Source organism: Exiguobacterium sp. UBA3968 (assembly GCF_002385115.1).
In the GTDB taxonomy this organism is placed as follows: Bacteria; Bacillota; Bacilli; order Exiguobacteriales; family Exiguobacteriaceae; genus Exiguobacterium_A.
In genome coordinates this window covers 515,428-541,472 of record NZ_DGCW01000005.1, presented here as the reverse complement: position 1 = coordinate 541,472, position 26,045 = coordinate 515,428, and the positions used below count along the sequence as shown (strand labels likewise).

Sequence of the window (26,045 nt, the reverse complement as noted above, 5' to 3'; positions counted from 1 at the left end):
CCACCATGGCTGTAAGATACTTTAGTATAGTGCAGTGATAACAAAAGAAAGTGTGGTTTTACCGAATGATTAACGCCGTATTGTTTGCCGTCTTTTTACTATTCATCTTAGCGATCTTCCGCGTCCACATCGTGCTCGCGATGGTCATCAGTGCGTTCGCCGGCGGTCTCGTCGGCGGTCTCGATTTAACGAAAACAACCGAAGCATTTGCTGGTGGTCTTGGCGATGGGGCAGAAATCGCTCTTAGCTACGCGATGCTTGGTGCGTTTGCTGTTGCCCTCTCGAAAACGGGTTTACCGGATGCTCTCGCTCACGCATTGATTGCACGTTCACGTGGTAACGCAAGTGCCGCATCGGTCAAGAAATTAAAAGGATTCGTCTTGTTTGCGATTTTGTTACTCGCAATCAGTTCACAAAATGCTTTACCGATTCACATCGCCTTCATTCCGATCATCATTCCGCCGCTTCTTGGTCTCTTTTCTCAGTTGAAGATGGACCGACGTCGAATTGCGATCATCATGACATTCGGTCTCGTCACACCGTACATGTTCTTACCGATCGGATTCGGAGACATCTATCTGAATCAGATTTTACTGAAAAACCTTAAAGCTAATGGTCTTGATACGACGGGAGTTTCTGTCATCGAAGCGATGGCGATTCCAGCACTCGGAATGGTCGTCGGTCTCTTGATTGGTCTGTATACGTACCGGAAAGAGCGGACGTATGAAATTCGTGATATCGCCCCGGACGACTATGAAATCCCGGTCATCACGAAAACGAAACTGATCTTAAGTGGTGTCGTCGTCATTGCGACATTGATCGTTCAACTGCAGACGGAATCAATGATTCTTGCTGCAACGACGGGACTCATCCTCTTCTTGTTGCTTCGTCTCGTTCGATTCAGTGAAGCGGATGACGTCATCACGCGTGGTATGCGGATGATGTCATTCATCGGTTTTGTCATGATCTCAGCGAACGGATTCTCGAACGTCTTGCGTAAGACGGGTGATATCGAACCGCTCGTTGAGAACTCAAAAGCATTGATGGGCGACTCCCAACTTGTTGCCGCGTTCGTCATGCTCTTGATCGGTCTTCTCGTCACGATGGGCATTGGATCAAGTTTCTCAACTGTTCCAATCATCGCTGCGATCTTCGTTCCACTTTGTATCCAGTACGGCTTCAGCTTAGAAGCGACGGTTGCGATCATCGGGACAGCTGGTGCTCTTGGTGACGCTGGTAGCCCCGCGTCAGACTCGACGCTTGGACCTACGAGTGGTTTGAATGCCGATGGTCAGCACGATCACATGCGAGAAACCGTCATTCCGACGTTCTTGCACTACAATATTCCGTTGCTCATCTTCGGTACGATTGCTGCGGTCGTATTATAAAAACAAGACGGATTCGCTATCATGGTGGATCCGTCTTTTTAATTGTCTCCGTTTTTTTCCTTTTCATTTGATCTTCGGTTCTCTAAAATAAAGGAATGTACTGATTACAAAGGAGTTGTCTTACGTGTTATCTCAAATCGTCAACCAGATTTTGCTTTCACTTGCCGATCTCGGATATTTCGGTATCGCCCTCGGGTTGATGATTGAAATCATACCGAGCGAAATTGTTCTCTCATACGGCGGATTCATGATTTCTCAAGGAACGATTAGCTGGCCGCTCGCTGTCGTCGCCGCCGTGATTGGCGGATTGTTGTCGCAATTGTTCTTATATTGGTTTGCTCGCTATGGCGGTCGTCCATTGATCTTGAAGTACGGAAAGTATGTCCTGATCTCTGAACATCATCTGGATTTAGCTGAACGCTGGTTCTTGAAGTACGGTCAAGGTGTCATCTTCGGAGCTCGCTTCATTCCTGTCGTCCGCCATGCCATCTCGATTCCAGCTGGTCTTGCGAAAATGGATCAAACGAAGTTTTCGCTCTACACGGTTCTTGCCATCATTCCATGGTCAATCTTGTTCCTCTATCTTGGAGAAACACTCGGAACGAACTGGCGCTCGATCAAGGAAGTCGCTGCACCATATACGAATGGTGTTTTGATTGCTGCCGTCGCCTTAATTATCGTCTATTTCTTCTATAAACGCCGTCAACGGTCGGTTTAACTCATCAAGCAGTCTGTCTGTCGACGGACTGCTTTTTACAACACACAGGAGGTCCTGCCATGCTCACATACCCGCTCGCCCATTTCCCGCTACGTCGTTTGACCGCATCCTATCGTTCTGGAAGCCCGGTCGCGACTGGCATCACTGTCGACGGACATATTTTAATCGTTGAAGAATCGATCGATGAATTTCGTGAAACACAGATCCTCTCCATTCATCAACTGAAGGATGACTGGCGAAAGACGACGATCGTCGAAAGAAACGACATCGACTTTTCCCTCGTTGATCGTTTTCCAGACGGACGGCTGTTACTCGTCGCTTCTCGTTGTGATGATGATATCGACGGCACATGGTTGCCGAACGCCTTTATCTACGATCCTCAAGGTCAGTTACTGAATAGCTTTTGTTTAGACGACGGGATTCAAAATATGCAAATCGACGAACAAGGTTGGATTTGGGTCAGTTATTTTGATGAAGGTGTCTATGCCGATGCCGTCACGAGTTCAAATGGTGCTTTCGGTCTGGTCGCTTTTGACGATACAGGTGAAGTGCAGTATAAGAATCGGCAATATCCGATTGATGATTGTTATGCTCTGAATGTCTGTTCATCAACAGAAGTCTGGTTCTTCTACTACTCCGATTATCGTTTCGTCCGTATTAATCAAGAGGACGATCTCGTTTGTGAGGCTCCTACGATCGCCTTTTCTCAGTTCGCTCGGTACGATGATCATCTACTTGCTGCATACTCTGATGACGTACACTTACTTGAACGAAATGGAACACGTTTTAAGAGCATTCGTTCGATTCGTTTCATGACCGAACAAGGAAATTCTCTGTCAGGTGACCTTACAATGCGTGATGATTTGATCGTCTTAGCAACTGCTGAGCATCTGTATTTTGGTAGACTAGGTCAACAACTTGACACTCTACTAATGAGCGAATGAAAGCTGTTACATATTTGTTTCATGAATATCTGATTATTGAAAACTCTATTTCAAATTTTCAAAAAGACTAGCCGAGCCCTATCCGAGGATAGTATACTCAGCTTTATAGTTCTTACGACAAGTTGTCTGAACATTATGACGTCACAGATTTTTTTGGGGGAAACGATGAGTTCGAATTTGAAACGAGATTTAACAGCACGACAGGTACAAATGATTGCGCTCGGAGGAACGATTGGTGTTGGTCTCTTCCTCGGGGCATCAAGTACGATTGCTTGGACAGGACCATCAGTCTTACTTGCGTACATGCTAGCCGGAGTTTTTATCTTTTTCATCATGCGGGCACTCGGCGAGATGGTCTACACCCATCCGCACAGTGGATCGTACGCAAAGTTCGCAAACGATTATATCCATCCAGCTGCTGGTTTTTTAACAGCAAGTAGCAACATCTTCAACTGGGTCGTCGTCGGAATGAGTGAAGTCATCGCCGTTGGAACGTACTTACGCTTCTGGTGGCCTGAACTACCAACATGGATTCCAGGGATCGTCGTCATCATTCTCTTGACGCTCGCAAACCTTGCTTCCGTCAAGATGTTCGGTGAACTCGAGTTTTGGTTTGCTTCGATCAAGATACTGACGATTCTTCTGATGATCGTCGCTGGATTCGGCATTATTTTCTTTGGACTAGGGAATGGAGGAAATCCAGTCGGTCTTTCGAATCTTTGGACAAACGGTGGATTCTTCACAAACGGTTTCACCGGGTTCTTCTTTGCCCTCTCGATTGTTTTCGCCTCTTACATCGGTGTCGAGTTGATCGGAGTCACGGCTGGGGAAACAAAAGATCCAGAGAAAAACATCACGAAGGCGATCAATGGTGTCGTCTGGCGGATTCTGATTTTCTACGTTGGAGCGATTTTCATCATTGTCACGGTGTATCCGTGGAACGAATTATCCGATCTTGGAAGTCCGTTCGTTGCGACATTCGCCAAGGTCGGTGTGACGATTGCTGCCGGCATCATTAACTTCGTCGTCATCACGGCCGCTTTATCCGGTTGTAACTCAGGAATCTTCAGCGCCAGTCGGATGATCTATGCATTAGCGGAAAAAGGGCAAATGCCGTCTTTCTTCTTAAAGGTCAATAAACGTGGGATTCCGCTCTATACAGTTCTAGCCATTTCAATCGGGATTTTCTTTGGTGTCATTCTCGATATCATTCTCCCGCACGTTCTCGGAAAGGATACGAACATCTTCGTTTATGTCTACAGCGCTTCGGTACTACCAGGGATGGTGCCGTGGTTCGCGATATTAATCAGTCATATCCGTTACCGAAAACTCGAAAGTGAACGGACAGCCTCGCATCCGTTCAAGATGCCAGGTGCGCCGGTGACGAACTATTTATCAATCGTCGCGCTGATCACAGTACTCGTCGGCATGCTGTTCAATGACGAGACACGCGTCTCAATCTTAATCGGAATCGCCTTTTTGATTTTAAGTACGATCTACTACATCGTAAAAGTACCGAAAATCGAAAAATAAAACTGTTGCTACTCCTCTCATGACACAATGAGAGGAGTTTTTTTCATTCACTGTATTTTTATTTTGAAGTCACATATTATTCATGATAATCGTGATTTCCCGAACGTCTAAACAATTTAACGACAGAAAGGAGAGATGAAATATGAACGGATTCAATCGTTTCCTGCTCGTCCTAATCGGTATTCTCAGTTTAATCAGTGTCGTCAGCATCTGAACAGTCGTCGATTTCCCGGCACCGTTCGGTCCAAGAAAGGCGAAGATTTCCCCTGCTTGCACGTCAAACGAAATCCCTTTGACGACATCCTTTCCATCGTACGTCTTCGTCAAGTTCACGACATGAATCATCTTCATTCCTTCTTTCCATGAATTCAAAGTCATGTCCAAGATTTCCCTATTTTTTCTGTTCGCAAATCAAAAAAGACACCTGAATCGGTGCCTTGATTCAATCTCTAACGATTACTCTACAATCTGGTATACACCATATACGGCACCTGCAGACAAGGCGAGCGTTACGACTACCGACACCAGCATCATCTTAAACTCAACTCCTTTTAAGCGAACGGCTCGCGCTAACGCGAGACTAAACGATAGTACCGCGCCACTCGTAAATACAAGCTCTCCTGCGAACAATAACGTAGGATTAATCCAAACATCTCCGATGACGAGCCATGTGTAAGTGACACAGGCAAAAAGAGCGGTCATGATGAGCCATTGTTTCGATGTTCTCTTTTTCAACATATCGGTTCCCTCCTGGTTTGCTTCTACATACTTGTTCGACTTTTCCCATCAGATTCCTGTCATTAAAAAATCATGCCTCCTGCTATCAGGAGACACGATCCACTTATGACGCCACTTGCCATTTCTCTTTTAATTGCTCCATCTCTTCCTGTCCTTCATACGACTGCATCCAGAGGTTAAAGACATCGACGACGTCCCCTTCTGACTCCCGGACGAGGTAGCTTTTCTCCGCCGGAATCCACTTTTCTTGAATTCTTGGTGCCGCGAGTCGTTGATCGAGTGCTTCATAATGAATCGCCTCGACCGTATCAGTGATCATGACATCAACTTCGCCTGAGGCAACAGCATGCGGGATGTCGAGGTTTTGCTCATACATGACGATGTTCGCCTTCGTAAACGTCTTGCGGACGAATTGTTCATTCGTTCCGCCTGGATTTAGACCAATCGTCACGTCCGGTCGATTGATCTGTTCAATCGAAGCGAGGCGTCCGACATCTTCTTTACGGACGAGCGGTGTCTTTTGGAATGACAGGTAACTTGACGTGAAGTCGCCAATGATCTCGCGCTCGATGTTTTTCGTCACTCCCCCGACGACCATATCGAATTTCCCGCTAGCGAGATCAGCAGACAGCGTCGGCCATGTCGTCGGGACGAACTCCACATCGATGCCGGTCGTCTTCGCGAAAGAACGGATCACTTCGATATCGAATCCTTCGTACTCGTTCGTCTTCCGGTTTAAATAGGTGAATGGTTTATAATCGCCGGTCGTTCCGACGACGATTTTTTTCGTCGCAAAGACGTTCTTTGCTTGTACACGTCGTGGTTGCTCCGTTTGCCAAAGTGTTAGTAAGCTGGCAAACAAGACGCCACCTCCGACGACGATCCATCCCCATTTACTCATGTGCTCCCGCTCCTTTCGCTCCGACCGTCTCACGCGTCGAGACGATGTTCCATTTTTCCTTCAGTTGTTGTACCTGCTCTTGTCCTTCCGCACTTTCAATCCAGACCCGGAAGACGTCTCCGAGCTGCTTTTGTCCTGGTTTCATCAAATACGCCATCTCGGCTGCTTCCCATGCTTCAGTGAGTTTGGGAACCGCAAGATTCAGTTCTGTTGCGTAATGCAACGCTTCGATGTCGTCCGTTACCATGACGTCGACTTGACCGCTTTGGACGGCTTTTGGAATGTCTAAATTCTTCTCAAAGACGGTCACATTCGCTTTCGGAAAATGCTTCTTCACGAACGCCTCGTTCGTCCCACCCGGATTGACACCGATTTTGACGGATGGATCATTGATTGCATCAAGCGAATTCAAGCGTTTGACATCTTCCTTCTTTACGAGCGGTGCTTTTTGAAAGGAGAAATACGACGACGTAAAGTCTCCGACGACCTCGCGTTCGACTTTCTTTGTAATCCCACCGACAGCGATATCAAACTTACCTGACTTCGTATCTTCCGATAACGTCGGCCATGTTGTCTTGACGAACGTCACGTCAAGATCCGCTGCTTTAGCAAACGCTTGGATGACTTCAATATCAAAGCCTTGATAGCGATTCCGTTCCTCGTTCCAGTATGTAAAGGGTTTATAATCCCCCGTCGTTCCTACAACCAGTTTTTGGTCTTTGAAGATGTCATGTGCTTCGACATTCGTCTGTTGATTCCAGATCATCCAAGCGGCAACGCCTGTCAGGACAAGTCCAGCTAATAGCCATGGTTTCTTTCTCATCGTATCTCTCCTTTCTGTTTCGTCGTTGCCCATTCACCGAATATTTCCACAATTTAGCCTAAACGATTTTCGGTGTGGGTAATAGTCATTATCCTACCACACTTACACGTGATTTCAAGATAATTTGACGATTTTATGCATAAAAGCGTTAAAAGGATGTTTTGATGACGGTTACAGTTCCATAAGTCGTCTCTCTTTACAGAATCCCCTCGTCTTTTCCATACTGAAACAGAATCATCAAATCGTGAAATGGAGGAATGGAACATGAGTCAGATTTTTATCATTGGTGCAAATGGTAAAGTAGGTCGTCACGCTGCTCGTTTACTGCAGGATTCGGAGCATGATGTCAAAGTAGGATTACGTTCCAAGGACCAATTCAGTGATTTTGAGAAACTCGGTCATACCCCGGTCCATCTTGATCTTGAAGCCGACGTCGCAACAATCACGGAAGCATTACAAGGATCAGATGTTATCGTCTTTACCGCAGGATCCGGTGGTCATACAGGAGCGGACAAAACGATGCTGATCGACTTCGATGGTGCCGTCAAATCGATTGAAGCAGCAGAAGCAATCAAGGCGAAACAGTTCATCATGGTCAGTGCCTTGAACGCCGATTCGCCGGAAACATGGTCTGACAGCATGAAGCCGTATTACATCGCGAAACGCTACGCGGATCGTGTCCTGAAGGAATCATCACTCAACTATACGATTCTTCGTCCGGGTGGACTGTCGGATGAAGCGGGAACAGGAAACGTCACGACGGATCCGTCCGAGCAAGCGACTAAAAAAATTCCACGCGAGGATGTCGCCCGTGTTATTTTAGCTGCGATCGGTCATGATAAAGCATCGAAACAAGTCGTCACACTACTCGAAGGTGACACACCAATCAACGAGTTGTTCTAATAAAAAAGCTCACGTCTCGGAAATTGAGACGTGAGCTTTTTTGGATGCCCGCGATTTTACATGACGCTTTTACTTTTCATTCAATTACAAAATCAATTCCCATCGGTCCTTCCACCGGAATCTCGTGAAGCAACTCATACTTTTGATTCGTTATGAGCAGTTTTCCTTTATCCGAGTGATTAGGGTCAAATTCGATGAAGTATGATTTTTTCGTCTTGGGATGAATATATAAGTACTTGTACCATTTGTCTGCTTTCCAAAATTGCGGTTTGATTTTCTGGACCGAGAACGATTGACCGAACGACCATTTGACTAGGATGTGGCGATCCCGATTTTGATTATCACGAGAAAATTGCTGAGCGACTTGAATCCCTTGTGTTGCATCAATCATTCGAATCGGATCGGTACTATCAAAATTCGTATTCTGAAGAAACGGATAGTATCGCTCGGTTTGTTCCCCTGCCTCATTGATCCGAATCATCCAACCATCCGTACTAGCGAAGTATGCCGTATCGTCCTTACCATAAAGGGCTGAATATGCATAAGGTTCTTCCTTCTTACGGTATACGATCGGTTTTTCAGTCCGTTTATCCAAAAAAATCATCGCTGCTTTTTCTCCTTGTTCATCTTCGCTACCTATACTGGCATAAGCTAAATGCTGCTTTAATTCAATCATCATCGAGTTGCCTGGTTCGAATCGTGCAGGCGTCTCATAGGTTTCTTTTGTATCAAAATTAGAAAAAGTGTGCGAAAATCCTGTTCCTTGAGACGAGCGCTGCGTACCGGTTTTATATGAATTCAACGTCTTGAACCATGTATTCGGACCAAAGTGTTTGATCGATTCCATCATGGGATCGTGCTTGAAATACGTCACATTATGTTGAACAAACCGTCGTTTCGTAAAATCGAACGTATGGAAGTGATTCGGATATCCTGCGCCAGAGGCATACAACACATTCGGCGTACTCGGTTTTTGGACAAGCGTCAAGTTCGTAAAATGAAGATCATGAACCTGTCGTTCGTTTACTACCTTTCCTTTCATGTTGATCGTGACAATCGAACTGTAAGCAAGTTCAGGATCGTTCGTTTTCCCTTGCACCTGTCCTGGGTAAATTAACATCACGGTATCTTGTTGAGGACTGAAATCGATCGCTGTAATCGAAGAACGCGGTAGAATATTTGCGGTTGCGCGATCCTTTTGCACTTTCATCCAGGTCGCTAAAAGAATACTTCCACATACAAGACATACTAGACTAAAATATATCCACTTATTTCGGATAAGCTTATCCATTCTATTCATTACTCCCGACTCTTTGATTGGTATAATGCTTTCTCTCTAGTTATACACTGTTAAATCAGCACATAATGTCATTCTTACAAGACTGTTAGAAGGATTGACCCACTTTAAAAACTTTCATTTTGAATTCTGAATACGTCAAAAAAAAATCCCTTACGTTCATTTTAGCAACGTGAGGGATTGAGAGATCGACTTGTATGAATTTAATCTTGTTCTACAATAGTACGCAATCCACGTAACGTTTGAATTTTACGTTCATGGCGTTGCATCACGAATGATAGACCCGTCACGATTGCAAGATTGAACCAAATCATCGTATCTGTAATCGGATTAAACAAGTTAATAAGTACTGCGATGATATTAACAAAAAGAACGACTTTATAGAGCTGTAAAATCCGATGCTCGTGATGGATCTGTGACTCAAAGTCAGAGTACAAATGAAATGGTTCATCCGAGGTCCGTTTTCTTAAGAAGACCCAGCGGAATGATGTATCGACGACTTCAATGTCCATTTCTTCTAAAAACTCAAAGTAATTCTGCGACTTCGGATGGTTTGGCATGTTTTCTAATAATTCGATTCGATAAGTATACATGCTAGGTTCGCCTTCAACGAATACATAACGTCCGAATCGAAATTGCTGTAAGTACCAGCCTTTGTTTGCCATCTCATTTAACCACACTTCTTCTTTTGCATAATCAGCATAAAAGCGATAAACGGTTTTACTGCTCACTTTGCTCCACTCCCATCATTTCTTGGCCATGTCGTACGAGTTCTTTTAATCGATTCAGCTCTAGCATTAATCGATCTCGTCCCTGATTCGTCATGATGTACTCTTTCTTTCGACCTGCTTCTTGATCAGTGGCTTCAATCCATCCTTTATCCACTAAGCTACTGAGTGCTCCATATAAGGTACCGGCTGCTAATTTCACACGGTCGTTACTCAACTCTTGTACGAATTGCATGATTCCATAACCATGGCGCGGTTGTTGGAGCGAAAGCAAAATATAATAGACAGCTTCTGTTAATGCTGTCGCTTGATCCGCACGTGACATTTTCACACCCCTTATTACACCATCCGTTATATCGGCTACCGATATACTAAAAATATCCTATTTTGTATCATTTGACAACAAAAACATGTCTGAGCTAGGCTCAAACATGTCCGATTCTTACTTATCTTTTTATTTTTCAAGCCATGGCTTGCTGCCTAACGCCCTCTCTTTTCCAGACTGTAATGAGACATGTCACCAAGAAACTACCAACAAAAAGTAATGATAGATGAAGGACTTGCGTCCCGACTGATCCATCCATGAATAATAATCGACCAAAACCAGAGACGGCATTCGGAACAGGTAAGAACGTTCCGAGCGATTGATAAAACGGTGCCAGCATCTTCGCCGGGACAATATTTCCGGCAGTCATCAACTGGAACGGAATCAAGGCGACATTAATGAGTGGCGCCACCGGTCCGAATATCGCAAAGTTCATCTGCGTGACGGCGATACAGGTCGCAACAACGAGGAGCTCGAATGCCCATAACTTCACGAACGGTGTCGTGATATCTGTCAATAGATGCGCCATCGAGACGAGGAGTAACGGTACGACGAGTAAGACGATGCCGTGCAAGAGTTGGCGACTCCAAAAGAGATCCCATTTTGTGTGACGACTCTTTAAAATCGTACTGACGAGATTAAATTGTATCCCCATCGTCATCATCGCGATGTAAATGACAAAACCGAGAACGAGCGGAAGCATTGATAAAGCAAAATCCGAGACGGCATGTTCCGTAACGATTGACGTCGTGAACGTCGGCTCACCATTCAACTGTTTGCTGATCGTTTCCGTTGCTCTCTCGAGGATTGCATTTGCGAATTCCGCATTCGTCTGACTGACGTGTGCCGTTAGTTGATGCGTTGCATCATCTTTTTGTAAGACGAGATCGACTTCATTCGCATCAAGTGCTTGCAACCCTTTTGTTTCTGTTGCAACCGTCTGAACCGTGAACGGTGCTTGTTGCAACGACTGGATGAACGGATCATTCGCTTCTGCGACAACCCCAACATTTAATTGATCAAGACGTTCTGTCGTTCCTTGGTAACCCGTCATCCAGACAACGAGGAACAAGAGCGGTACGACGATTGCGAAGACGAGCCCCACTTTCGTTTGTGTCATTGACCAGACATCTTTCCATGCTTTCATATTACAATCTCCTTTTACATGCACTACTTATAATATCACGTGCAACTATATGTCCGAAGGAAAACCATTCACGTCACATTCCGGTGAATGGTCTCAAGTGTTACTTTTAATTGCTCGATTTGCTCTCGCGATAGTCCACGGAACGCTTCGAGTTGTAGCTGATCGAGCTCTGGCCCGAGGCGATCGACGATGTCGCGTCCTTCTCGTGTCATCAAGAGCAGAACCGCTCGTCGGTCCCGGGGGTCCGGCGTCCGAACGATTAGTTCTTTTTTACCGAGCTTATCGAGAATCTTACCGATCGTCGTTTGATCACGTTCTGTCACGAGTGCCAGCTGCTTTTGCGAAACACCATCTTGTTTAGCGAGTTCGCTCAGGACAGAAAACTGCTCTGGTGTCAGACCGAACGCTTCCATCCGTTTAGCAGCAGCACGTTTGAACGCATAATAACTACGGGATAATTGCATTCCAAGCGACCATTCCGATTCTTTCATCCCATCATCTCCATATAGTTGCACTACTTATTATTTATTCACTATACCTGAAGGAGAATGAGCTCGTCAACGGTCTCATTTTGCCTGTCGTTGACGAATCCCATCGATATGCGCTTGTTGGGTGGCACGATCGACTTGTGAATGAACACCGAGTTTTCCTGCAATCGTATCGACTTGACTCGGTGTCAACGGCTTTTCTGTCGCGAGTTGCTCGATCGTCTTACGTAAGACGTTTCGTTTCAAGACACGGACATGCGCTGAATCGACCGTGATTTTTTTGAGTTCACAGCGTTCGCTGAAAACGATCAAGGAGTGAAAGAGTCCAGGATCCGTTCCTTCTAAGAAGCGTTGCATGCTTTTGAGATGCCCTTCATTTTGTTTGATCGGATTATAAAACCGTTGTTTGAAGCGATTCTGGAACTGCTGCGTCCACTGACGGTCCTGCTCGCGTCCGAAAATCCACCCGCTGTAGTTTTTCGATTCGAGTACATAGATGCCACTTTCATGAATGAACGTCACATCGATTTCCGTCGTTCCTTCTCCACGCGCACGTGGTAAGTATGTATTAAAGACATACGTGCCGTATCCGGACACTTGATCGAGTTGACGTGTCGTCAAGTACTCGCCCCATTTTCCTTTATCACGAACAATCCGTAAAAACGGCTCGCGTGTCAGTCGGTAATATCGGCTATTGTGATATGAACTTCGTTTGACGAAGAAGAACAAACCGAACGTTCCGAAGAAGAACAGCACCATGAGCAGTCCAACTTGAATCAAGAATGGCAAAAATGTCACTAACACATTGTCCACTAGATTTATCTCCTTTCCATATTAACCCTTTCTTTTCCACTATATCAGCATAATCAATTTCCACCTCATTTTCCACTATTTGTTATGATTCATCTCCTATGGTACGGTAAAACAAAGGAAGGTGTTCTCCATGGATTCTGTCGTCACGTTCGCACCACTAATCGTCTTATTCTTCATCTGGATGTCCTTATCTCAAAAAGCAGACGAAGCGAAACGCCGCCAACAAACGATTCTGAAGAAGCTACAACGGATCGAAGAGCACCTCGGTCTGAATGAGGTGTCACTAGAAGAAGCAGCGTTACAAGTCGAACTGGTTCAGTTGCTTCATGAAGGAAAGACGGTTGAAGCTGTCAAACGCGTTCGAGAGACGCTCGGATTGTCTTTGCTCGAAGCAAAACAATACGTCGATCAACTAAAAAGCGAGCACGGAATATGATCAAAAAGACCATCTGACAGCAAAGTTCAGATGGTCTTTCTATTCATTCCGTTACTTCATATTGTTCGTCCGAAACTGCCTCGAGCCAGAGTGGTGTCCCAGCAGTGATCGCAATGTGCGAAAACCAGGAAGACCGTGTTGCCCCGTGCCAATGCTTCACACCATCATGCGTGACGACGACATCTCCTGCTTGCAAATGTCGAGCTGGTCTCCCTTCTTCTTGATACCAGCCTTCCCCTTCCGTGACGAGTAGAATTTGATATCCCCCATCATGGATGTGCCAATGATTCCGCGTCTCCGGCTCGAACGTCACATGTGATACGGAAACGGGTAACGATTCGTCGACAAGTGGTGCTAAATAACTGATACCTGTGAATACCTCTTGATACGCTTCGTTCTTTTCGCCTCGTGGAAACATTAATACTCCTCCTTTTTACCACGGTTGAGTCGTTGGACCGACCGTAAATTCGCTCACGTTCGTATCCTCTGATTGATCGATCGCAAAGGCGACGATCCGCGCGATACTCTCTGGTGAGATACCGTATTGGTCATATAGTGCCGTCATTCCTTCAAGCGACTCCCCGTGTGAGATCGTCTCGAGCAATTCGGTATGAATCGCTGCCGGATAAATCGTTGCCGTTCGAATGTTCGTTCCTTCTTGCGCCGACTCCATCCGTAAGACTTCCATTAAGTTACGTACTGCCCATTTCGTTGCGCCATATACGGCTCCACCCGGATACGCCTTAAGACCTGCTACGGATGAGGTCGTCAGAATATGCCCCGCACGTTGGGAAGTGAATGTCGGCATGACAGCTGCAATCCCGTTCAAGACACCTTTGAGATTGACGTCAATCATTTGATTCCACTCGTCTACTTGTAAAGCAGATAGTGGAGAACTCGGCATCAGCCCCGCGTTAAGGAAAATCGCATCAATTCGACCATACGCCGTCAATGCTGCTTCGATAAGTCGTTGATTATCCTCTAGTTTCACGACGTCTGTCTCTTGGTATATTGCTTTCCCACCGTCCGCTTGAATCGAATCGACGAGTTTCGCCAGTCGATCATTGCGACGTGATCCTAACACTAGCTTTGCTCCCTGCCTTGCAAGTAAGCGTGCTGTTGCTTCTCCAATACCTGAACTTGCTCCTGTGATGATAATGACTTTTCCTTGAATGGCCATGATGATGACGTCCTCTCTTGTTTTCTTATTGTTCAGTGCTCATTTGAACACGTACTGTATCAGCTGATAATAGTTCAGATAATCGATTCGGTTCGACCCAACCAATTCGCGTGTATTGAATATCTGTTTGAAACGACTCGTAAAATAGGACGAGACAATCTGATCCATACAGCATGAGATCTCCCGCTTGCACCGTTCCGATATACTTTGGATTCGTCGGTAACGAGAATGGAACGTAATGATACTTTTCATTCCCATTCAACTCTTTCATCTGCATCGTCAGCGGCAATCTTTTTTGCAATGCCATCGCTGTCTCATTGTCCGCAAAACGAATCGGGACGGTTGTTTCATCGATTTGGAGCAAGACGCTTTTCAACTTCTTTTGTTCTAATTCACTCGGTCGTGACGATTCTTTCATGTCGGTGCATCCACTCAATAGAAAAAATGCAAGTAGACAACCGTACCATCTACTCATCCGACATCTCAACCATTCGAATGATTCTCGCCGGAGTACCTGCGACGATCGTACGGGGCGGAACATCACGTGTAACCGTGGCGTTCGCTGCGACGATCGCATCCTCACCAATTGTCACGCCAGGCAAAATCGTCGCCCCAGCGCCAATCCAAGCATTACGCCCGACATGAATCGGTGCTGTCTCAACGCCACCTCTTTTCGTTGGTGCTTCCGGATGGTTGACCGTCAGCAACCGTGCGAATGGACCGATTAAGACATGATCGTCTAACCGAATCGACCCAAGATCCGTGAACATGACACCTCGATTGAGGAAAACATGCTTACCGATGGATAGATGCCGTCCGAAATCCGTAAATAGAGGCGTTAAGACTCTAACAGACGAATCAATGTCTTGCCCTGTGATCACGGCAAGTGCCCGTCTTCTCTCTTCTTGTGAGACCGCTTGATTCAATCGCTGTAATTCCGGTTCGATTTCATCTTGAATGGCATGAATGCGCTCAAGGACCGGATCCGCTGGAAGAATCGTACGTTCTCTTACATAGGTTTGCAGTTCAGTCATCGTACATCCTCCTTTCTCTCGATCGCTTGGTCTCATCTTACGGCTGACAACCATTCATGTCTAATGCTAATATTAAGTAATAAATCATACGATTTTTGCATGGATAGAGGTGAAATGATGGAATTACAACAACTACGCTATTTTTTAGCTTTAGTCGAAGAAAAAAACATTACAAAGGCGGCACGGATCCTTCGTTTGTCGCAACCGGCATTATCGCGTCAGCTGCAACAACTAGAAGATACGATTGGGGTCGAATTGTTCGAACGCTCGAAGCAAGGGCTACGTTTGACTGAAAAGGGACGATTCTTTGAAGAGCGCGCACGCGAGATGGTTACACTAGCAGATAAGGTATTGGTCGACTTGAACACAAAAGAAGTATTGACGGGTGAAATTCATATCGGTGGTGGCGAAACTCAACAATTGACGACGGTGTTGCAAGCGTTTAGAGACTTACACACCATTCATCCTGATGTAACGATTCGTATGTATAGCGGTAATGGGAATGATGTACTCGACCGGCTCGAAAAGGGATTGCTCGATTTCGGATTGGTCATTGCTCCGTTCGATCTATCCGCGTTTCATTCCTTACGGTTGCCCGGTCAGGACTGTTGGGGAATCTTAACACGTCGTGATGCCTCGATCGCACAGTCTAAGTCGATTTCACGAGAACAACTTGTCACCCTCCCGTTACTCGTATCCGAGCAGACACAACTCGATACGTATTTCCGTGAACAGAGTGGTCTAACGCTTGAGGATTGTCAGATCATCGGAACATATAATCTGTTGTTCAATGCGTCTTTACTCGTACGCCAAAGAGTGGGTCACGCTCTAGCAATCGATGGCATCATCGATACGACCGCTTCCGATCTAACCTTTCTTCCCCTTGATCCTCCCGTCGTCTCGGACGTCCATTTGATTTGGAAAAAGGAGGCGACTTTATCGCCCAGTGCGCGTGTGTTACTGCGAACGATCAAGGAAGGATTTCATTCATAAGAAAACGGTGAGCACCTATTTGGGCGCTCACCGTTATTTGTCATTTCGATTTGATTGCATCAAGAATCAACGAAGGAAATCTCATCTGTTCTGCATTCCGGGGATCATATTGCTTCGAACGGAAAATGACACCGTCTGCGCCATCCCAGTCCGCTTGATGGAAGATTCCATCCTGATCGAAATATTCGAGAAGACGCACCTGAAATCCAGCCTCTTTAAATACCTGCTGTAATGTTTCGTGCGTATAAACGATTTTGTGACTCGCCGCTGGATGGTCATTCGGACCGGGTCCACCGACTTGAACAATCGATTGGTATGCGTCATCCCGAAAATAACCGTCCGGCACAGCACAACGGACGTATCCCCCTGGTGCAAGGTATGTATAACAATGACGTGCCGCGTCAATTCCTTCTTCGAACGTCAAGTGCTCCCAGACATGTTCCGCAAGAATCGCTTGCAACGTGTCGTTCGAACACAATCGTTCCCAATCGGACCGATTGATTAGATTCAGCTCATCTTCCTGTGTATGATACCAACCGGGATTGTTGTGGTACGGTCCTGCTCCAATGACGATACGTTCTTTCATATGGGATCCTCCTTCTCGTTTCACCACTCTTTTATTTCTCATTTCACATAATCATCCCTGCTTGCGACAAAAAACGAGGCTGACTCAACAAAAAGAATGACACGTCTTTTCACGCCCTTTCCTCAGGCGAGACACAAGCCAGTTTTCCTGCTTTATTCAAGCAGGAAAGCGGGTCTTGATTGTCTCTGACAGCGCATAAATGCGCTTTTTCCTGTAGGTGTTGCGTGTGACGAGTCATTCTTTTTATTACGAGATAGGGGTGGCAGATCATCATTCTGCCACCCCTATCTTTGTAGAGACTGACTTTTGAGTCAGCTCCGTTGCTGTTAATCCCGCGCCGCGAGGCGATATAAGAGATCGAGTAATTCGATATAGAGCCAGATGATCGTCACGATCAATCCGAATGCTGCGACCCACTCCATCGACTTCGGCGCACCGGCACGGACTTGTTGTGAGATGAAATCGAAGTCCATCACGAGTGACAAGGACGCGACGATGACGATGACGAACTGTACACCGATCGCAAGCGGCGAGCTACCTGTCATGAATGGCAGATCGATACTAAACAACGACAGAATCAAGTTGACCGCGTACAAGACGAAGATTGAGAGAATTGCTGCCGTGACCGCAGAACGGAAACGTTGCGTCACTTTAATCATGCCAGTCGAGTAGACGAACCACATCGCAAATGCAACGACGAATGTCGCAACGACTGCCTTCCCGACGATTCCTGGATACATGCTTTCGAACATGAGCGATAACGCTCCGACTGCCACCCCTTCAACGATCGCATAGACCGGTGAAAGAACCGGTGCCGTCGCCGGTTTGAATGTGATGACCAAGGCAAGAATTAGACCGATGACCAGTCCACCAATCAAGGCTGGGAACAACAACCCTTGGTTTTCTGCGAGGAAGAACCAACTTCCTCCAGCTGCTGCCGTGACGAGAGCGAGCAGTAAGAAAATCTTACTCATCGTCCCGCTTTTCGTCATCGGTCGTTCTCCGACACGTGCCGTATCGAAGCCACGACGCAATGCCGGGTTAACTTTAAAACGTGAAGCCATTGCATTCACTCCTTTTTATGATTCTGCTTTGTATTACGAAAGCTTCCCGAAAAAGTTTCAAAATAACCACTGATCGAGTGCTTTTAATTGCAACATGACGACTGGGATCGAGGCTTTGGCATCGATGCGGTGTGATTTCGCTTGCCCAATTAAACCGGACGTCACGAAGTCCGACCCTTCGAGCGCTTCCCCGATCGGGCCAAATGCATCACTATCGACTTGACGGTGTCGGTAATGGATGAACCGTTCCGTCGTTCCTTCTTTGACTTTACAACCATCCTCGACGTCCGGACGATTTAACCCGTATTCCGCATAATGCCAGACGGTCGTCGTATCCCATGGTGAACCGATATGGAGAATTTGACCGTCCGCCTCGATAAAGCGTTCAATCGGTGAGCCAGGACCGAAACCGTTTTCCAGTGTATGATCGGCAACGAATGTCGCCGCATCCTTCCCCCATGCGGTCACCGACCACATCGGATGCTCGCTTCGGACTACACCTGGATACGTTCGAAAGACTTCCGGTACACGACCGATACCACGTGTGACCGTTTTTGCCGGGTCATATGCTGGCATCTCACGACGGATCGTTTCCCACCATTCTTCCGGTACAGCCGGTTGGCTCCAGTTCTTCGGATCTGAATTATCGGTACTTTGCGCCGGCATCATAATTAACCCTTCCGTCGTTACGACCTCCTGCAAGGCTTCGATCAATGCTTGTACCCCACCAGGAATCCAGCCGATTTGTTTGAGTGACGTATGGACGAACAGTTTCATACCGGGCGTCACACCTAATTCGCGTAACGCCTCTTTGATTTGTGATTTCGTGACCATGTTTCGTGTTTCCATCGTTCTGATCTCCTTACTCGACGACTAGTGCTATCGTCGACCCCGTTTTTCCTTGCTTGACCTCGATTTTCGCATCAACACGTGACTTCAGCTCCTGCACATGACTGATGATTCCGACCATACGGCCGCTCGCTTGAATCGAGAGCAACGTCTCGATCGCTTGTTCGAGTGATTCCGGATCAAGTGTTCCAAATCCTTCATCGATAAACATCGTTTCAAGTGACACGCCACCACTTGCTTCTTGAACGACTTCTGACAATCCGAGCGCAAGCGCAAGTGATGCTTTGAAGCTTTCTCCACCAGATAGCGTCTTGACGTGACGTGTTTGCGACGTGTATGCGTCAAAGACATTTAAATCAAGCCCATATTTCTTGAGTCCTTTTCCCGCCTCCGTTTTCCGTTCAAGCTGGAAACGACCAGAGGTCATCTCGTGCAGATGCCGGTTTGCGGCGAACAATATTTCATCGAAGTATGCCGTCTGAACGTACGTTTCGAACGTCATCCGTTGTGCGTTCTCGCCGACACCAACGCGAGCGAGTTCACCGATGACTCCGTATCTCGCATCCTCATCTTCGATTTGGCGTTGCAAGTTTTCCCACGCCGTTATCAACTGATCAATTTGTGCCCTTTCCTTCTCGAGCCCGACACGTCGATCGGTCCGCTCCGTCAGTTCGAGCGACGCCGCCTTCAAGTCCATCCGCAACAGTTCAAGATCCGGACGCACTTGACCTTCCGTCTTCAAGCGAGCTTGTTCCTGTTTCAGCTTCAATTCCTGCCGCTCTAGACGGTCTTGTTCCAGCCGTTCATGGAGTAGACGAATGTCTTCTCGTGACCGTCTCGCATCGCGGAAGGCTTCAATCGTCGGAAACGCTTCTTCTGACAAGACTGCTTGTAATTCGTTTTCGCGCTTCGTCAGACGGTCGCGCTGTTCCGAAAGAGCTTCGATCAATTGACGCAATCGTCCTTGGTGTTCCGCCAAGTCACGATCGAGCTGTTCCTTTTCGCGTAAATGGCGCTGTTTATCTTGCTCGAACTGCTCGATGCGTGTTTCTGCCTGTTGTTGTTCTTCACGAAGTGCTGATAACGATTTTACGAATTCTCCAGATTGACTCAGGCGACCAGTCAAGTGTGCCAATTCCGATTCGATGACAGTTTGGTCTTTTACCACCCTATCAATCTTCAACTGTAGTTGCTCTAGCGATTGTTCGAGTTGTTGAAGACATGTTTCAAGACGTTCTTTTTCCGTCTGTGCTGACGCTAATCGGACTTCCGTCTGTTCGACTTCCCGAAGCTGTGCTAAAACTTCCGCATGAGTTGACTCGTTTTCACTAGTTTTTTGAATCTCGATCGTCAGTTGTTGCAGACGCTCTGCAACCGTCCGGTAAGAGGCTTGTAACTCTTGATGCGCTTGTTGTGCTTCTAAGAACCGCTGTTGTGCTACATCGACCGATAGTTCCTGTGCGACGGCGACAGCATGTTGCGGATGCGACGTACTGCCACAGACAGGACAAGCCAGCCCGTCCGTCAATCCCTTGGCAAGTTCAGCAGCCAGTTGTTCCCGTTCACTTTTACGAGCTACTTCATACGCACGCGCTGCCGCCTCTTTTTGATCCCGGACGCTTGTACCGCGGACGATCAACTGTTGTCGCTCTGCTTCCAACTTGTCATACTCTGCGAACTTCGTCGCCAACTGTTGCAGGGTGAAGCGTCGTTCTTGCGCCTGTAAGCGTTCTGCTCCGACGTTCTGCAATGGTCGTAGCTGTTCCTGAACGGTCTTTCGCTCCGTCCGCGTTTGTTCAAGTTGTTTCCTGAACGGTTCCGGATCAAGTTGCTTTAAGCGTTCTGTCAGTTGTTGCTGTTGTTGCCGTAAGAGGGTCTCCGCTTCCAACCGTTCGCATTCTTCTTGAATTTTCTCAAGACGACGACTCAGTTGTTCAATCTGCGGTTCTTCCGCCAGTAATCGATTTACTTTGTCTTGAACGGTGCCTTGCCGCTCTGTCAAGCGCGTGACGTGCTGTTCGGTTTCTTGCTGTTGCCGTTTAAGTCGTGTTAGCTGTTCTTGATCTTGTTGCCATTGATCAAAAAATGGTGCGACGATTTGAGCACGTTCAGCAGCCGTTGCTTCTTCTTGCATCCGCTTAATGTCGGATGATCGTTCAAGCAACAACTGCTCCGTCCGTTGAAGTTGCTCTTGCTCTTGGAAAGCTGCTTCGAGTTGTTCGCCCTGTTGCAACCGTGTCGTTTTGCTCTCGACGATCGTACGTGTTTGTTGCTCCGCTTCATGAGCCGCTGTCAACCACTCATCCCGTTCCGTCGTCAACGCTTCCATTCGTAACCGGATGTCCGCTTCAGTTAATTCACTCCAGTTTGCTTGCAGGGGTAACTCCTCAAGCTTGGCCCATTGTTTCGTCTTCGTTTCCTTGATGCGTGCCGCAAGATCGAGCGCTTGTCGGTGCAAGCGTTGTTGGAACTCACCATAATGTTCCGTCTTGAACAGTTGTTTGAGAATCTGCAATTTATCTTTTGACTCTGCCATCAACAGTTCCCGGAACTTATTTTGCGGCAACAGGAGAATTTGTGAAAACTGTTTATGGTCGAGCTGGATCAATTCTTGAACGCGCTGCTTGATTTCCGGAATCTTGATGGCAAGTGGTTTCCACGCCACGCCGTCGAACCGAGCGAACTCTGCTTCATGCGAATAGCCGGTTTTATTGACCGGATGCGGTTGACTCGGTTGCCGGATGATGCGATACCGTTCCCCTTTGAGCGTAAACTCCAGTTCGACTTCCGTCTTTTGTTCAGGTACGGCAAAATGACTTCGCAACTCACTCATTTCCCGCTCACCACCGGACGTCTCACCATACAGGGCGAACGTCAATGCATCAAAAATCGTCGTTTTCCCAGCCCCTGTATTCCCGGAAATGACGAACATCGTCCGTCCAGCAAGTGCCGTGAAATCAATCGTCTCTTCACCAGCAAACGGACCAAAGGCGCGTAATGTCAGTCGTTCTGGGCGCATGTCGCTTCCTCCTTCAAGACGGCTCGCATCGCTTCCGTCGGCTTCTTCTCACGAACTGCTTCATAAAATTCACTGAACAGATCCGCAACAGAAGCATCCTTGACCTGCTCACGCGATGCTTTGACCGCCCGCGTACTCTCGCGGACGAATCCGATTCGCTCGAGGTGCAGGATGTTCGGATAGATTTTTTTCAGCTTGCCCATCGGATCCATCAAGGCTTCGCCGTCCGTCAGGTTGATTTTTAAATAATCATCCGTGACTTGCGTCGCAACGAACGCAGGATCCGTCAATTCATCGAGACTACCAGTCAGTTCTCGCAAATCACGTTTTGGTGCAAGCGGTTCGAATCGACGATCGAACGTACCAGTATCGTTCAACGTCAACACATCGACGCCTTTGACGTGATGTGCTTCTGAAAACGAATATTTCAAGAGCGATCCGCTGTATCGGACCGTCTCGGATTGAATTGCAAGCGGGTTGTGCAAATGACCGAGTGCTGTATAGGTAAACGGTGCAAACTGGCTCGCACTAACTTGCCCTGCCGTTCCGACGGATAATTGCCGCTCCGAATCTGTCTCGAGTCCACCGATGACAAAGGCATGACCGACGAGAACACTCGGTCCGTCTGGGACACATCCGGCAAGGATCGTCCGCATTGCGTCATCATGTGTCTTGATCGTTTCATCATTGTGCACATACCGGACGGTCGCAGGATCAGCGAACGGCACCGGGTAAAATGATACTCCCTTGATCGCGACCGGCTTGATGACCGGCGTCAATTTTCCAACAAGGTGTAGACCCGCCCGTTGAAGTAACGTCGTTCCGAAACTTAACCGTTCGGCTGAATCATGATTTCCGCTGATCGCAATGACCGGTATGTCCCGGTCAAGAATCAGAGCAGCGAGCGTCTCATCGAGTAGTTCAACGGCTTCTGTCGGCGGGACGGCACGGTCGTATAAGTCACCCGCAATGACGATTGCATCCGGTTGTTCGCGATCGACGAGTGTCAAAAACTCGCTCAGGACCGCCCGTTGGTTCCCGAGCATCGACTCGCCATGAACGATTTTACCGAGATGCCAATCGGCAGTATGTATCCATTTCATCTTCATCACACTCACTTTTTAAATATAGTAGCTTAAGTGTAGCATGCGAGCGTTCGTTCTGCGACGAACATCTGTTTGGAACACAAAAAGGAGGAGTTATCCTAACACACAGCGACACTACCATACATTTAAACAAAAAAAATTAGAATTTTTTTGATCAAAAAACTACTTTATCTTTAACATCAAGTCAATTTCCGTTGACCTTATACCTTTTGATGACTTGGAACTTCAAAAAACTGCTAAGATATAAGGTATACATTTCCACTCGAATCGAAGGAGCAAAAATATGAAGAAATTATTAATGTTGACTGTATTATGTACTACTTTATCAGCCTGTAACGCAAACGATTCTAAACTCAGTTTTAGTGAGCTAAAAATAGTACCTAACGCTCTCCAATCGAAAATAAATCCTGCCACTACTTTGCAAATGATCAACACGAAAGACGATATCGCCTATATTATCTATCGCACAAAGAAAGCAGTCGCTTCTGATCTTGAAGCACAAGGAGATACGCTGAAGATTAAATTGAATGAATCTAAAACTCATAAGAAGACAAAGCAGCATGTCTATAAATTAACTTTAGATCCTGAACATGAAATCATCGATGTTTACGTAAACGGTAAATCTACCGCGTTTGATAACATAACTAACTGATAAATCTAGAAATATCAAAATAGAAACAATATACATACGAAAATCCCTTCTTTTCTTTGTGAAATGAAGAGGTTGCAAAAAAAAGCAGGAGGCGAATGCCTCCTGCTTTTTGTGCTTTCACAACGAGCGTATTACTTCGTCCGTTGCTTTCTAAAACGTTGGACGGAACGAATCACAGAAACTGATCCGCCAATGATCGCACCGACACCGACGACGATGCCTGTCTTAAATTTTTTGCCCGTTGGTTCGGATGTATGCGTTGCTTGATTGTGTTCAAAAAGTTGTTGGAGGGGCGACGACGTCTCGACTTCGAGAATCTTCGATGCATCCTGATGCAAATCTTCTCTACGTTCGACACTACAAGGTGACAGATAGAATGGGTTCAAGTTCGTCCGGTACCGGTCCGGATTCCAGTTAGCTTGCTGGACAACCGCCTGTGTTTCTTCCGTCTGTGCTTGATCCTTCATCGGATCGAATTCTTGTTTCATCTGAATCACTCCTCTTCACGTTCAAAACCTGTAGACCGATTTATGTCTGAAGTCTTATTTACCTGTTTTTTAAACATTTAAAACATATATTTTTAAAATTAGTTTTACTGTTTTATGAACGTTTATCCGAAATAGGCGTGATACAGTCGTTTTGCTTTAACGAGATCCGCCTCGCCATGAATCAAGACACGACCATCTCGAAAGGCGACCATTCGATGCTCATCCGTCGTAAACGCCAGCAAGTATGGGTTATGGGCGGAAATCGACGCAACCGGCTGGAGGCGTTGTTTTAATTGTTCGAGATCTCGCTGTCCGTCTCCACGGATTTGAACGGCATCGCGACCGCACAGTGCCGTGAAACGCACCGTTTGATTCGATAAATAAGGATAAGACGGCTCGATGCCGCACGAGGGGCACTCTGTTTGCTTCAGTGACTGGACGTTGATTTGTTGGAATGTATTCGACCACACGTCAAAGGCAAGCAGACGTGTCCGCAGCGCGTCCGTCTTCCCGCTCAACCACTTCAACGCTTCCGTCACTTGTAGAGAGGCGACCATCTGAACAGCTGGACCGATGATTCCCGCCGTATCACACGTCTCCTGATCACGTGGTAATTGATCGAGCAGGCACTGCAGACACGGCGTCTCTCCCGGACGAACAGTGAAAGTAATCCCGTAACTGCCGACGCAGCCGCCGTAAATCCACGGAATCGAGCGCAACAATGCCATATCGTTCATCAGTAAACGAATATCGAAATGATCCGTCGCATCGATGATGAGATCGATATCATCGAGAAGCCATGTCAGCGCTGCCCGGTCGACATCTAATACATGTGCTTCGATCGTCACCGTCGAATTAATCGCTTCAAGCCGCGCTTTTGCAGCAATCGCCTTCGGTACGATGTGCCGTGCATCGTCCTCCGTATAGAGTTGTTGCCGTTGTAGATTACTCCACTCGACATAATCGCGGTCGACGATTCGGACGACGCCGACACCGGCGCGAACGAGTTGTTCTGCCGATGCTGTTCCGAGTGCCCCCATCCCGATGATCAGTACCTTTGCTGCTGCGAAGCGTGCTTGTCCTGCTTCTCCGATCGGTTGAAATCGAGTTTGGCGTGAATAACGTGTCATCGAATCAATCCACTCGTTGGACTACTCGCGACTGCATACTGTTTCTTCTCGATTCGTCCCGCTTCGTATCCGAAGCGCCCTGCTTCGACGGCTAGTCGCATCGCGCGCGCCATCTTGACCGGATCCTGGGCATGAGCTACAGCGGAGTTCAATAAGACACCATCCGCTCCCAGTTCCATTGCATAGGCAACGTCAGTTGGAGAACCGATTCCAGCATCGACGATGACAGGCACCGTCGTCTGCTCGATGATGAACTTTAGGTGGAGCGGATTGAGGATGCCTTGCCCGGAACCGATCGGTGACGCAGCCGGCATGATGGCATGACAGCCGAGTTCCTCGAGTCGTCGTGCAAGGACGACGTCGTCCGATGTATACGGTAAAACGATGAATCCTTCTTTAAGTAACTCTTCAGAAGCCCGTAACGTCTCGATTGGGTCAGGTAGTAATGTCTTATCGCACCCAATCACTTCGACCTTGACCATGTCGCACATACCGGATGCCCGCGCAAGCTTTGCTAGCCGAACCGCTTCTTCCGCTGTCTTCACACCAGCCGTGTTCGGTAGTAAATCGTACTTCGTTAAATCAAGCGACTCCAAGAAATTCGATTGTTGTTTGTCGAAGAGATCGAGCCGCCGGACAGCGAACGTCAAGATTTGTGAAGCGGACGCATCGATGGCCTCCTGCTGTACCGTAGCATCCGTATATTTCCCCGTTCCGAGTAATAACCGTGATTCGAATGTCTTTTCTCCAATTTGTAGCATG

General features: G+C 47.1%; 30 protein-coding genes. 8 read left to right on the top strand and 22 right to left on the bottom strand.

Translation table 11 applies throughout. From position 1 onward, the window contains the following. Positions 1 to 68: 68 nt before the first annotated feature. The 4 genes from B3S86_RS04415 to B3S86_RS04400 all read left to right on the top strand — a co-directional run bounded on the left by B3S86_RS04415 (position 69) and on the right by B3S86_RS04400 (position 4,583). A complete protein-coding gene (locus tag B3S86_RS04415) occupies positions 69 to 1,388 on the top strand; it encodes a Na+/H+ antiporter family protein (protein WP_035409669.1) in 1,320 nt (439 codons plus the stop codon). Between the two features lie 124 nt (positions 1,389 to 1,512). Next, the gene (locus tag B3S86_RS04410) at positions 1,513 to 2,106 is read left to right on the top strand and encodes a DedA family protein (RefSeq protein WP_035408496.1); all 594 of its coding nucleotides are present in this window, start codon (positions 1,513 to 1,515) and stop codon (positions 2,104 to 2,106) included. Between the two features lie 59 nt (positions 2,107 to 2,165). Further along, on the top strand, positions 2,166 to 3,050 hold the full coding sequence (locus tag B3S86_RS04405; RefSeq protein WP_290749538.1) for a hypothetical protein: 885 nt from the start codon (positions 2,166 to 2,168) through the stop codon (positions 3,048 to 3,050). 165 nt (positions 3,051 to 3,215) lie between these two features. After that, positions 3,216 to 4,583, top strand: a complete 1,368-nt coding sequence (locus B3S86_RS04400; protein WP_290749534.1) for an amino acid permease — start codon at positions 3,216 to 3,218, stop codon at positions 4,581 to 4,583. A 69-nt stretch (positions 4,584 to 4,652) separates the two neighbouring features. Here B3S86_RS04400 and B3S86_RS15425 read toward each other — a convergent pair whose 3' ends face one another. The 4 genes from B3S86_RS15425 to B3S86_RS04380 all read right to left on the bottom strand — a co-directional run bounded on the left by B3S86_RS15425 (position 4,653) and on the right by B3S86_RS04380 (position 7,045). After that, entirely contained in the window at positions 4,653 to 4,928 is a 276-nt protein-coding gene (locus tag B3S86_RS15425) for an ATP-binding cassette domain-containing protein (protein WP_290749531.1), read from the bottom strand. 111 nt (positions 4,929 to 5,039) lie between these two features. Then, positions 5,040 to 5,321, bottom strand: coding sequence for a hypothetical protein (locus tag B3S86_RS04390; RefSeq protein ID WP_290749528.1), 282 nt, complete (start codon positions 5,319 to 5,321; stop codon positions 5,040 to 5,042). 103 nt (positions 5,322 to 5,424) lie between these two features. Further along, positions 5,425 to 6,222: a transporter substrate-binding domain-containing protein gene (locus B3S86_RS04385; protein WP_290749525.1), complete on the bottom strand. Its 798-nt coding sequence runs from the start codon at positions 6,220 to 6,222 to the stop codon at positions 5,425 to 5,427. Continuing rightward, entirely contained in the window at positions 6,215 to 7,045 is an 831-nt protein-coding gene (locus B3S86_RS04380) for a transporter substrate-binding domain-containing protein (RefSeq protein WP_290749522.1), read from the bottom strand. Before B3S86_RS04380 ends, B3S86_RS04385 begins: the two co-directional genes overlap by 8 nt. Before the next feature lie 264 nt (positions 7,046 to 7,309). Here B3S86_RS04380 and B3S86_RS04375 point away from each other — a divergent pair, with 264 nt between their 5' ends. Beyond that, positions 7,310 to 7,948, top strand: a complete 639-nt coding sequence (locus B3S86_RS04375; protein ID WP_035408505.1) for an SDR family oxidoreductase — start codon at positions 7,310 to 7,312, stop codon at positions 7,946 to 7,948. A 76-nt stretch (positions 7,949 to 8,024) separates the two neighbouring features. Here B3S86_RS04375 and B3S86_RS04370 read toward each other — a convergent pair whose 3' ends face one another. From B3S86_RS04370 to B3S86_RS04345, 6 genes are all read right to left on the bottom strand, one after another. Continuing rightward, a complete protein-coding gene (locus B3S86_RS04370) occupies positions 8,025 to 9,239 on the bottom strand; it encodes a hypothetical protein (protein ID WP_290749516.1) in 1,215 nt (404 codons plus the stop codon). 209 nt (positions 9,240 to 9,448) lie between these two features. Further along, a complete protein-coding gene (locus B3S86_RS04365; protein WP_290749513.1) occupies positions 9,449 to 9,976 on the bottom strand; it encodes a DUF2812 domain-containing protein in 528 nt (175 codons plus the stop codon). Continuing rightward, positions 9,966 to 10,298 (bottom strand): PadR family transcriptional regulator, encoded by a 333-nt coding sequence (locus tag B3S86_RS04360; protein WP_035408510.1) that lies wholly within the window; start codon positions 10,296 to 10,298, stop codon positions 9,966 to 9,968. The genes B3S86_RS04365 and B3S86_RS04360 overlap by 11 nt, the downstream gene beginning before the upstream one ends. A 136-nt stretch (positions 10,299 to 10,434) precedes the next feature. Further along, on the bottom strand, positions 10,435 to 11,445 hold the full coding sequence (locus B3S86_RS04355) for an ABC transporter permease (RefSeq protein WP_052019052.1): 1,011 nt from the start codon (positions 11,443 to 11,445) through the stop codon (positions 10,435 to 10,437). A 68-nt stretch (positions 11,446 to 11,513) separates the two neighbouring features. Beyond that, positions 11,514 to 11,936, bottom strand: coding sequence for a MarR family winged helix-turn-helix transcriptional regulator (locus B3S86_RS04350; protein WP_035408512.1), 423 nt, complete (start codon positions 11,934 to 11,936; stop codon positions 11,514 to 11,516). 75 nt (positions 11,937 to 12,011) lie between these two features. Further along, complete coding sequence (locus B3S86_RS04345; RefSeq protein WP_290749506.1) at positions 12,012 to 12,746, bottom strand: nuclease-related domain-containing protein; 735 nt, start codon at positions 12,744 to 12,746, stop codon at positions 12,012 to 12,014. 130 nt (positions 12,747 to 12,876) lie between these two features. Here B3S86_RS04345 and B3S86_RS04340 point away from each other — a divergent pair, with 130 nt between their 5' ends. After that, the gene (locus tag B3S86_RS04340) at positions 12,877 to 13,182 is read left to right on the top strand and encodes a hypothetical protein (RefSeq protein WP_290753304.1); all 306 of its coding nucleotides are present in this window, start codon (positions 12,877 to 12,879) and stop codon (positions 13,180 to 13,182) included. A 43-nt stretch (positions 13,183 to 13,225) separates the two neighbouring features. Here the strand turns inward: B3S86_RS04340 and B3S86_RS04335 are convergent, their stop codons facing one another. Genes B3S86_RS04335 through B3S86_RS04320 form a run of 4 tightly spaced genes read right to left on the bottom strand, consistent with a single transcriptional unit; the run spans position 13,226 to position 15,396 of the window. After that, positions 13,226 to 13,600, bottom strand: coding sequence for a cupin domain-containing protein (locus B3S86_RS04335; protein ID WP_290749501.1), 375 nt, complete (start codon positions 13,598 to 13,600; stop codon positions 13,226 to 13,228). A gap of 15 nt (positions 13,601 to 13,615) precedes the next feature. After that, the gene (locus B3S86_RS04330) at positions 13,616 to 14,362 is read right to left on the bottom strand and encodes an SDR family oxidoreductase (protein WP_290749498.1); all 747 of its coding nucleotides are present in this window, start codon (positions 14,360 to 14,362) and stop codon (positions 13,616 to 13,618) included. A 25-nt stretch (positions 14,363 to 14,387) separates the two neighbouring features. Further along, the gene (locus B3S86_RS04325) at positions 14,388 to 14,780 is read right to left on the bottom strand and encodes a cyclophilin-like fold protein (protein ID WP_290749495.1); all 393 of its coding nucleotides are present in this window, start codon (positions 14,778 to 14,780) and stop codon (positions 14,388 to 14,390) included. A 49-nt stretch (positions 14,781 to 14,829) separates the two neighbouring features. Next, positions 14,830 to 15,396 (bottom strand): DapH/DapD/GlmU-related protein, encoded by a 567-nt coding sequence (locus B3S86_RS04320; RefSeq protein ID WP_056060689.1) that lies wholly within the window; start codon positions 15,394 to 15,396, stop codon positions 14,830 to 14,832. A 117-nt stretch (positions 15,397 to 15,513) separates the two neighbouring features. Between B3S86_RS04320 and B3S86_RS04315 the strand changes: the two genes are divergently transcribed. Further along, positions 15,514 to 16,389, top strand: a complete 876-nt coding sequence (locus B3S86_RS04315) for a LysR family transcriptional regulator (protein WP_290749490.1) — start codon at positions 15,514 to 15,516, stop codon at positions 16,387 to 16,389. Positions 16,390 to 16,429: 40 nt separating this feature from the next. On the opposite strand, the gene B3S86_RS04310 is transcribed toward B3S86_RS04315, so the two are convergent. The 5 genes from B3S86_RS04310 to B3S86_RS04290 all read right to left on the bottom strand — a co-directional run bounded on the left by B3S86_RS04310 (position 16,430) and on the right by B3S86_RS04290 (position 23,010). Then, on the bottom strand, positions 16,430 to 16,975 hold the full coding sequence (locus tag B3S86_RS04310) for a class I SAM-dependent methyltransferase (RefSeq protein ID WP_290749487.1): 546 nt from the start codon (positions 16,973 to 16,975) through the stop codon (positions 16,430 to 16,432). 326 nt (positions 16,976 to 17,301) lie between these two features. Then, the gene (locus tag B3S86_RS04305; RefSeq protein ID WP_214855528.1) at positions 17,302 to 18,039 is read right to left on the bottom strand and encodes a Bax inhibitor-1/YccA family protein; all 738 of its coding nucleotides are present in this window, start codon (positions 18,037 to 18,039) and stop codon (positions 17,302 to 17,304) included. A gap of 57 nt (positions 18,040 to 18,096) precedes the next feature. Continuing rightward, a complete protein-coding gene (locus B3S86_RS04300) occupies positions 18,097 to 18,888 on the bottom strand; it encodes an aminoglycoside N(3)-acetyltransferase (protein WP_290749484.1) in 792 nt (263 codons plus the stop codon). Between the two features lie 13 nt (positions 18,889 to 18,901). Continuing rightward, on the bottom strand, positions 18,902 to 21,907 hold the full coding sequence (locus tag B3S86_RS04295) for an AAA family ATPase (RefSeq protein WP_290749481.1): 3,006 nt from the start codon (positions 21,905 to 21,907) through the stop codon (positions 18,902 to 18,904). Beyond that, positions 21,889 to 23,010: an exonuclease SbcCD subunit D gene (locus B3S86_RS04290; RefSeq protein ID WP_035409684.1), complete on the bottom strand. Its 1,122-nt coding sequence runs from the start codon at positions 23,008 to 23,010 to the stop codon at positions 21,889 to 21,891. Before B3S86_RS04290 ends, B3S86_RS04295 begins: the two co-directional genes overlap by 19 nt. 286 nt (positions 23,011 to 23,296) lie before the next feature. Between B3S86_RS04290 and B3S86_RS04285 the strand changes: the two genes are divergently transcribed. Continuing rightward, positions 23,297 to 23,665, top strand: coding sequence for a hypothetical protein (locus B3S86_RS04285; protein WP_056060683.1), 369 nt, complete (start codon positions 23,297 to 23,299; stop codon positions 23,663 to 23,665). A gap of 131 nt (positions 23,666 to 23,796) precedes the next feature. Here B3S86_RS04285 and B3S86_RS04280 read toward each other — a convergent pair whose 3' ends face one another. From B3S86_RS04280 to B3S86_RS04270, 3 genes are all read right to left on the bottom strand, one after another. Beyond that, positions 23,797 to 24,153, bottom strand: a complete 357-nt coding sequence (locus B3S86_RS04280; protein WP_290749475.1) for a hypothetical protein — start codon at positions 24,151 to 24,153, stop codon at positions 23,797 to 23,799. Between the two features lie 122 nt (positions 24,154 to 24,275). Next, entirely contained in the window at positions 24,276 to 25,283 is a 1,008-nt protein-coding gene (locus tag B3S86_RS04275) for a ThiF family adenylyltransferase (protein ID WP_290749472.1), read from the bottom strand. Continuing rightward, the gene (locus B3S86_RS04270) at positions 25,280 to 26,044 is read right to left on the bottom strand and encodes a thiazole synthase (RefSeq protein ID WP_290749469.1); all 765 of its coding nucleotides are present in this window, start codon (positions 26,042 to 26,044) and stop codon (positions 25,280 to 25,282) included. Before B3S86_RS04270 ends, B3S86_RS04275 begins: the two co-directional genes overlap by 4 nt. Position 26,045: the final 1 nt, after the last annotated feature.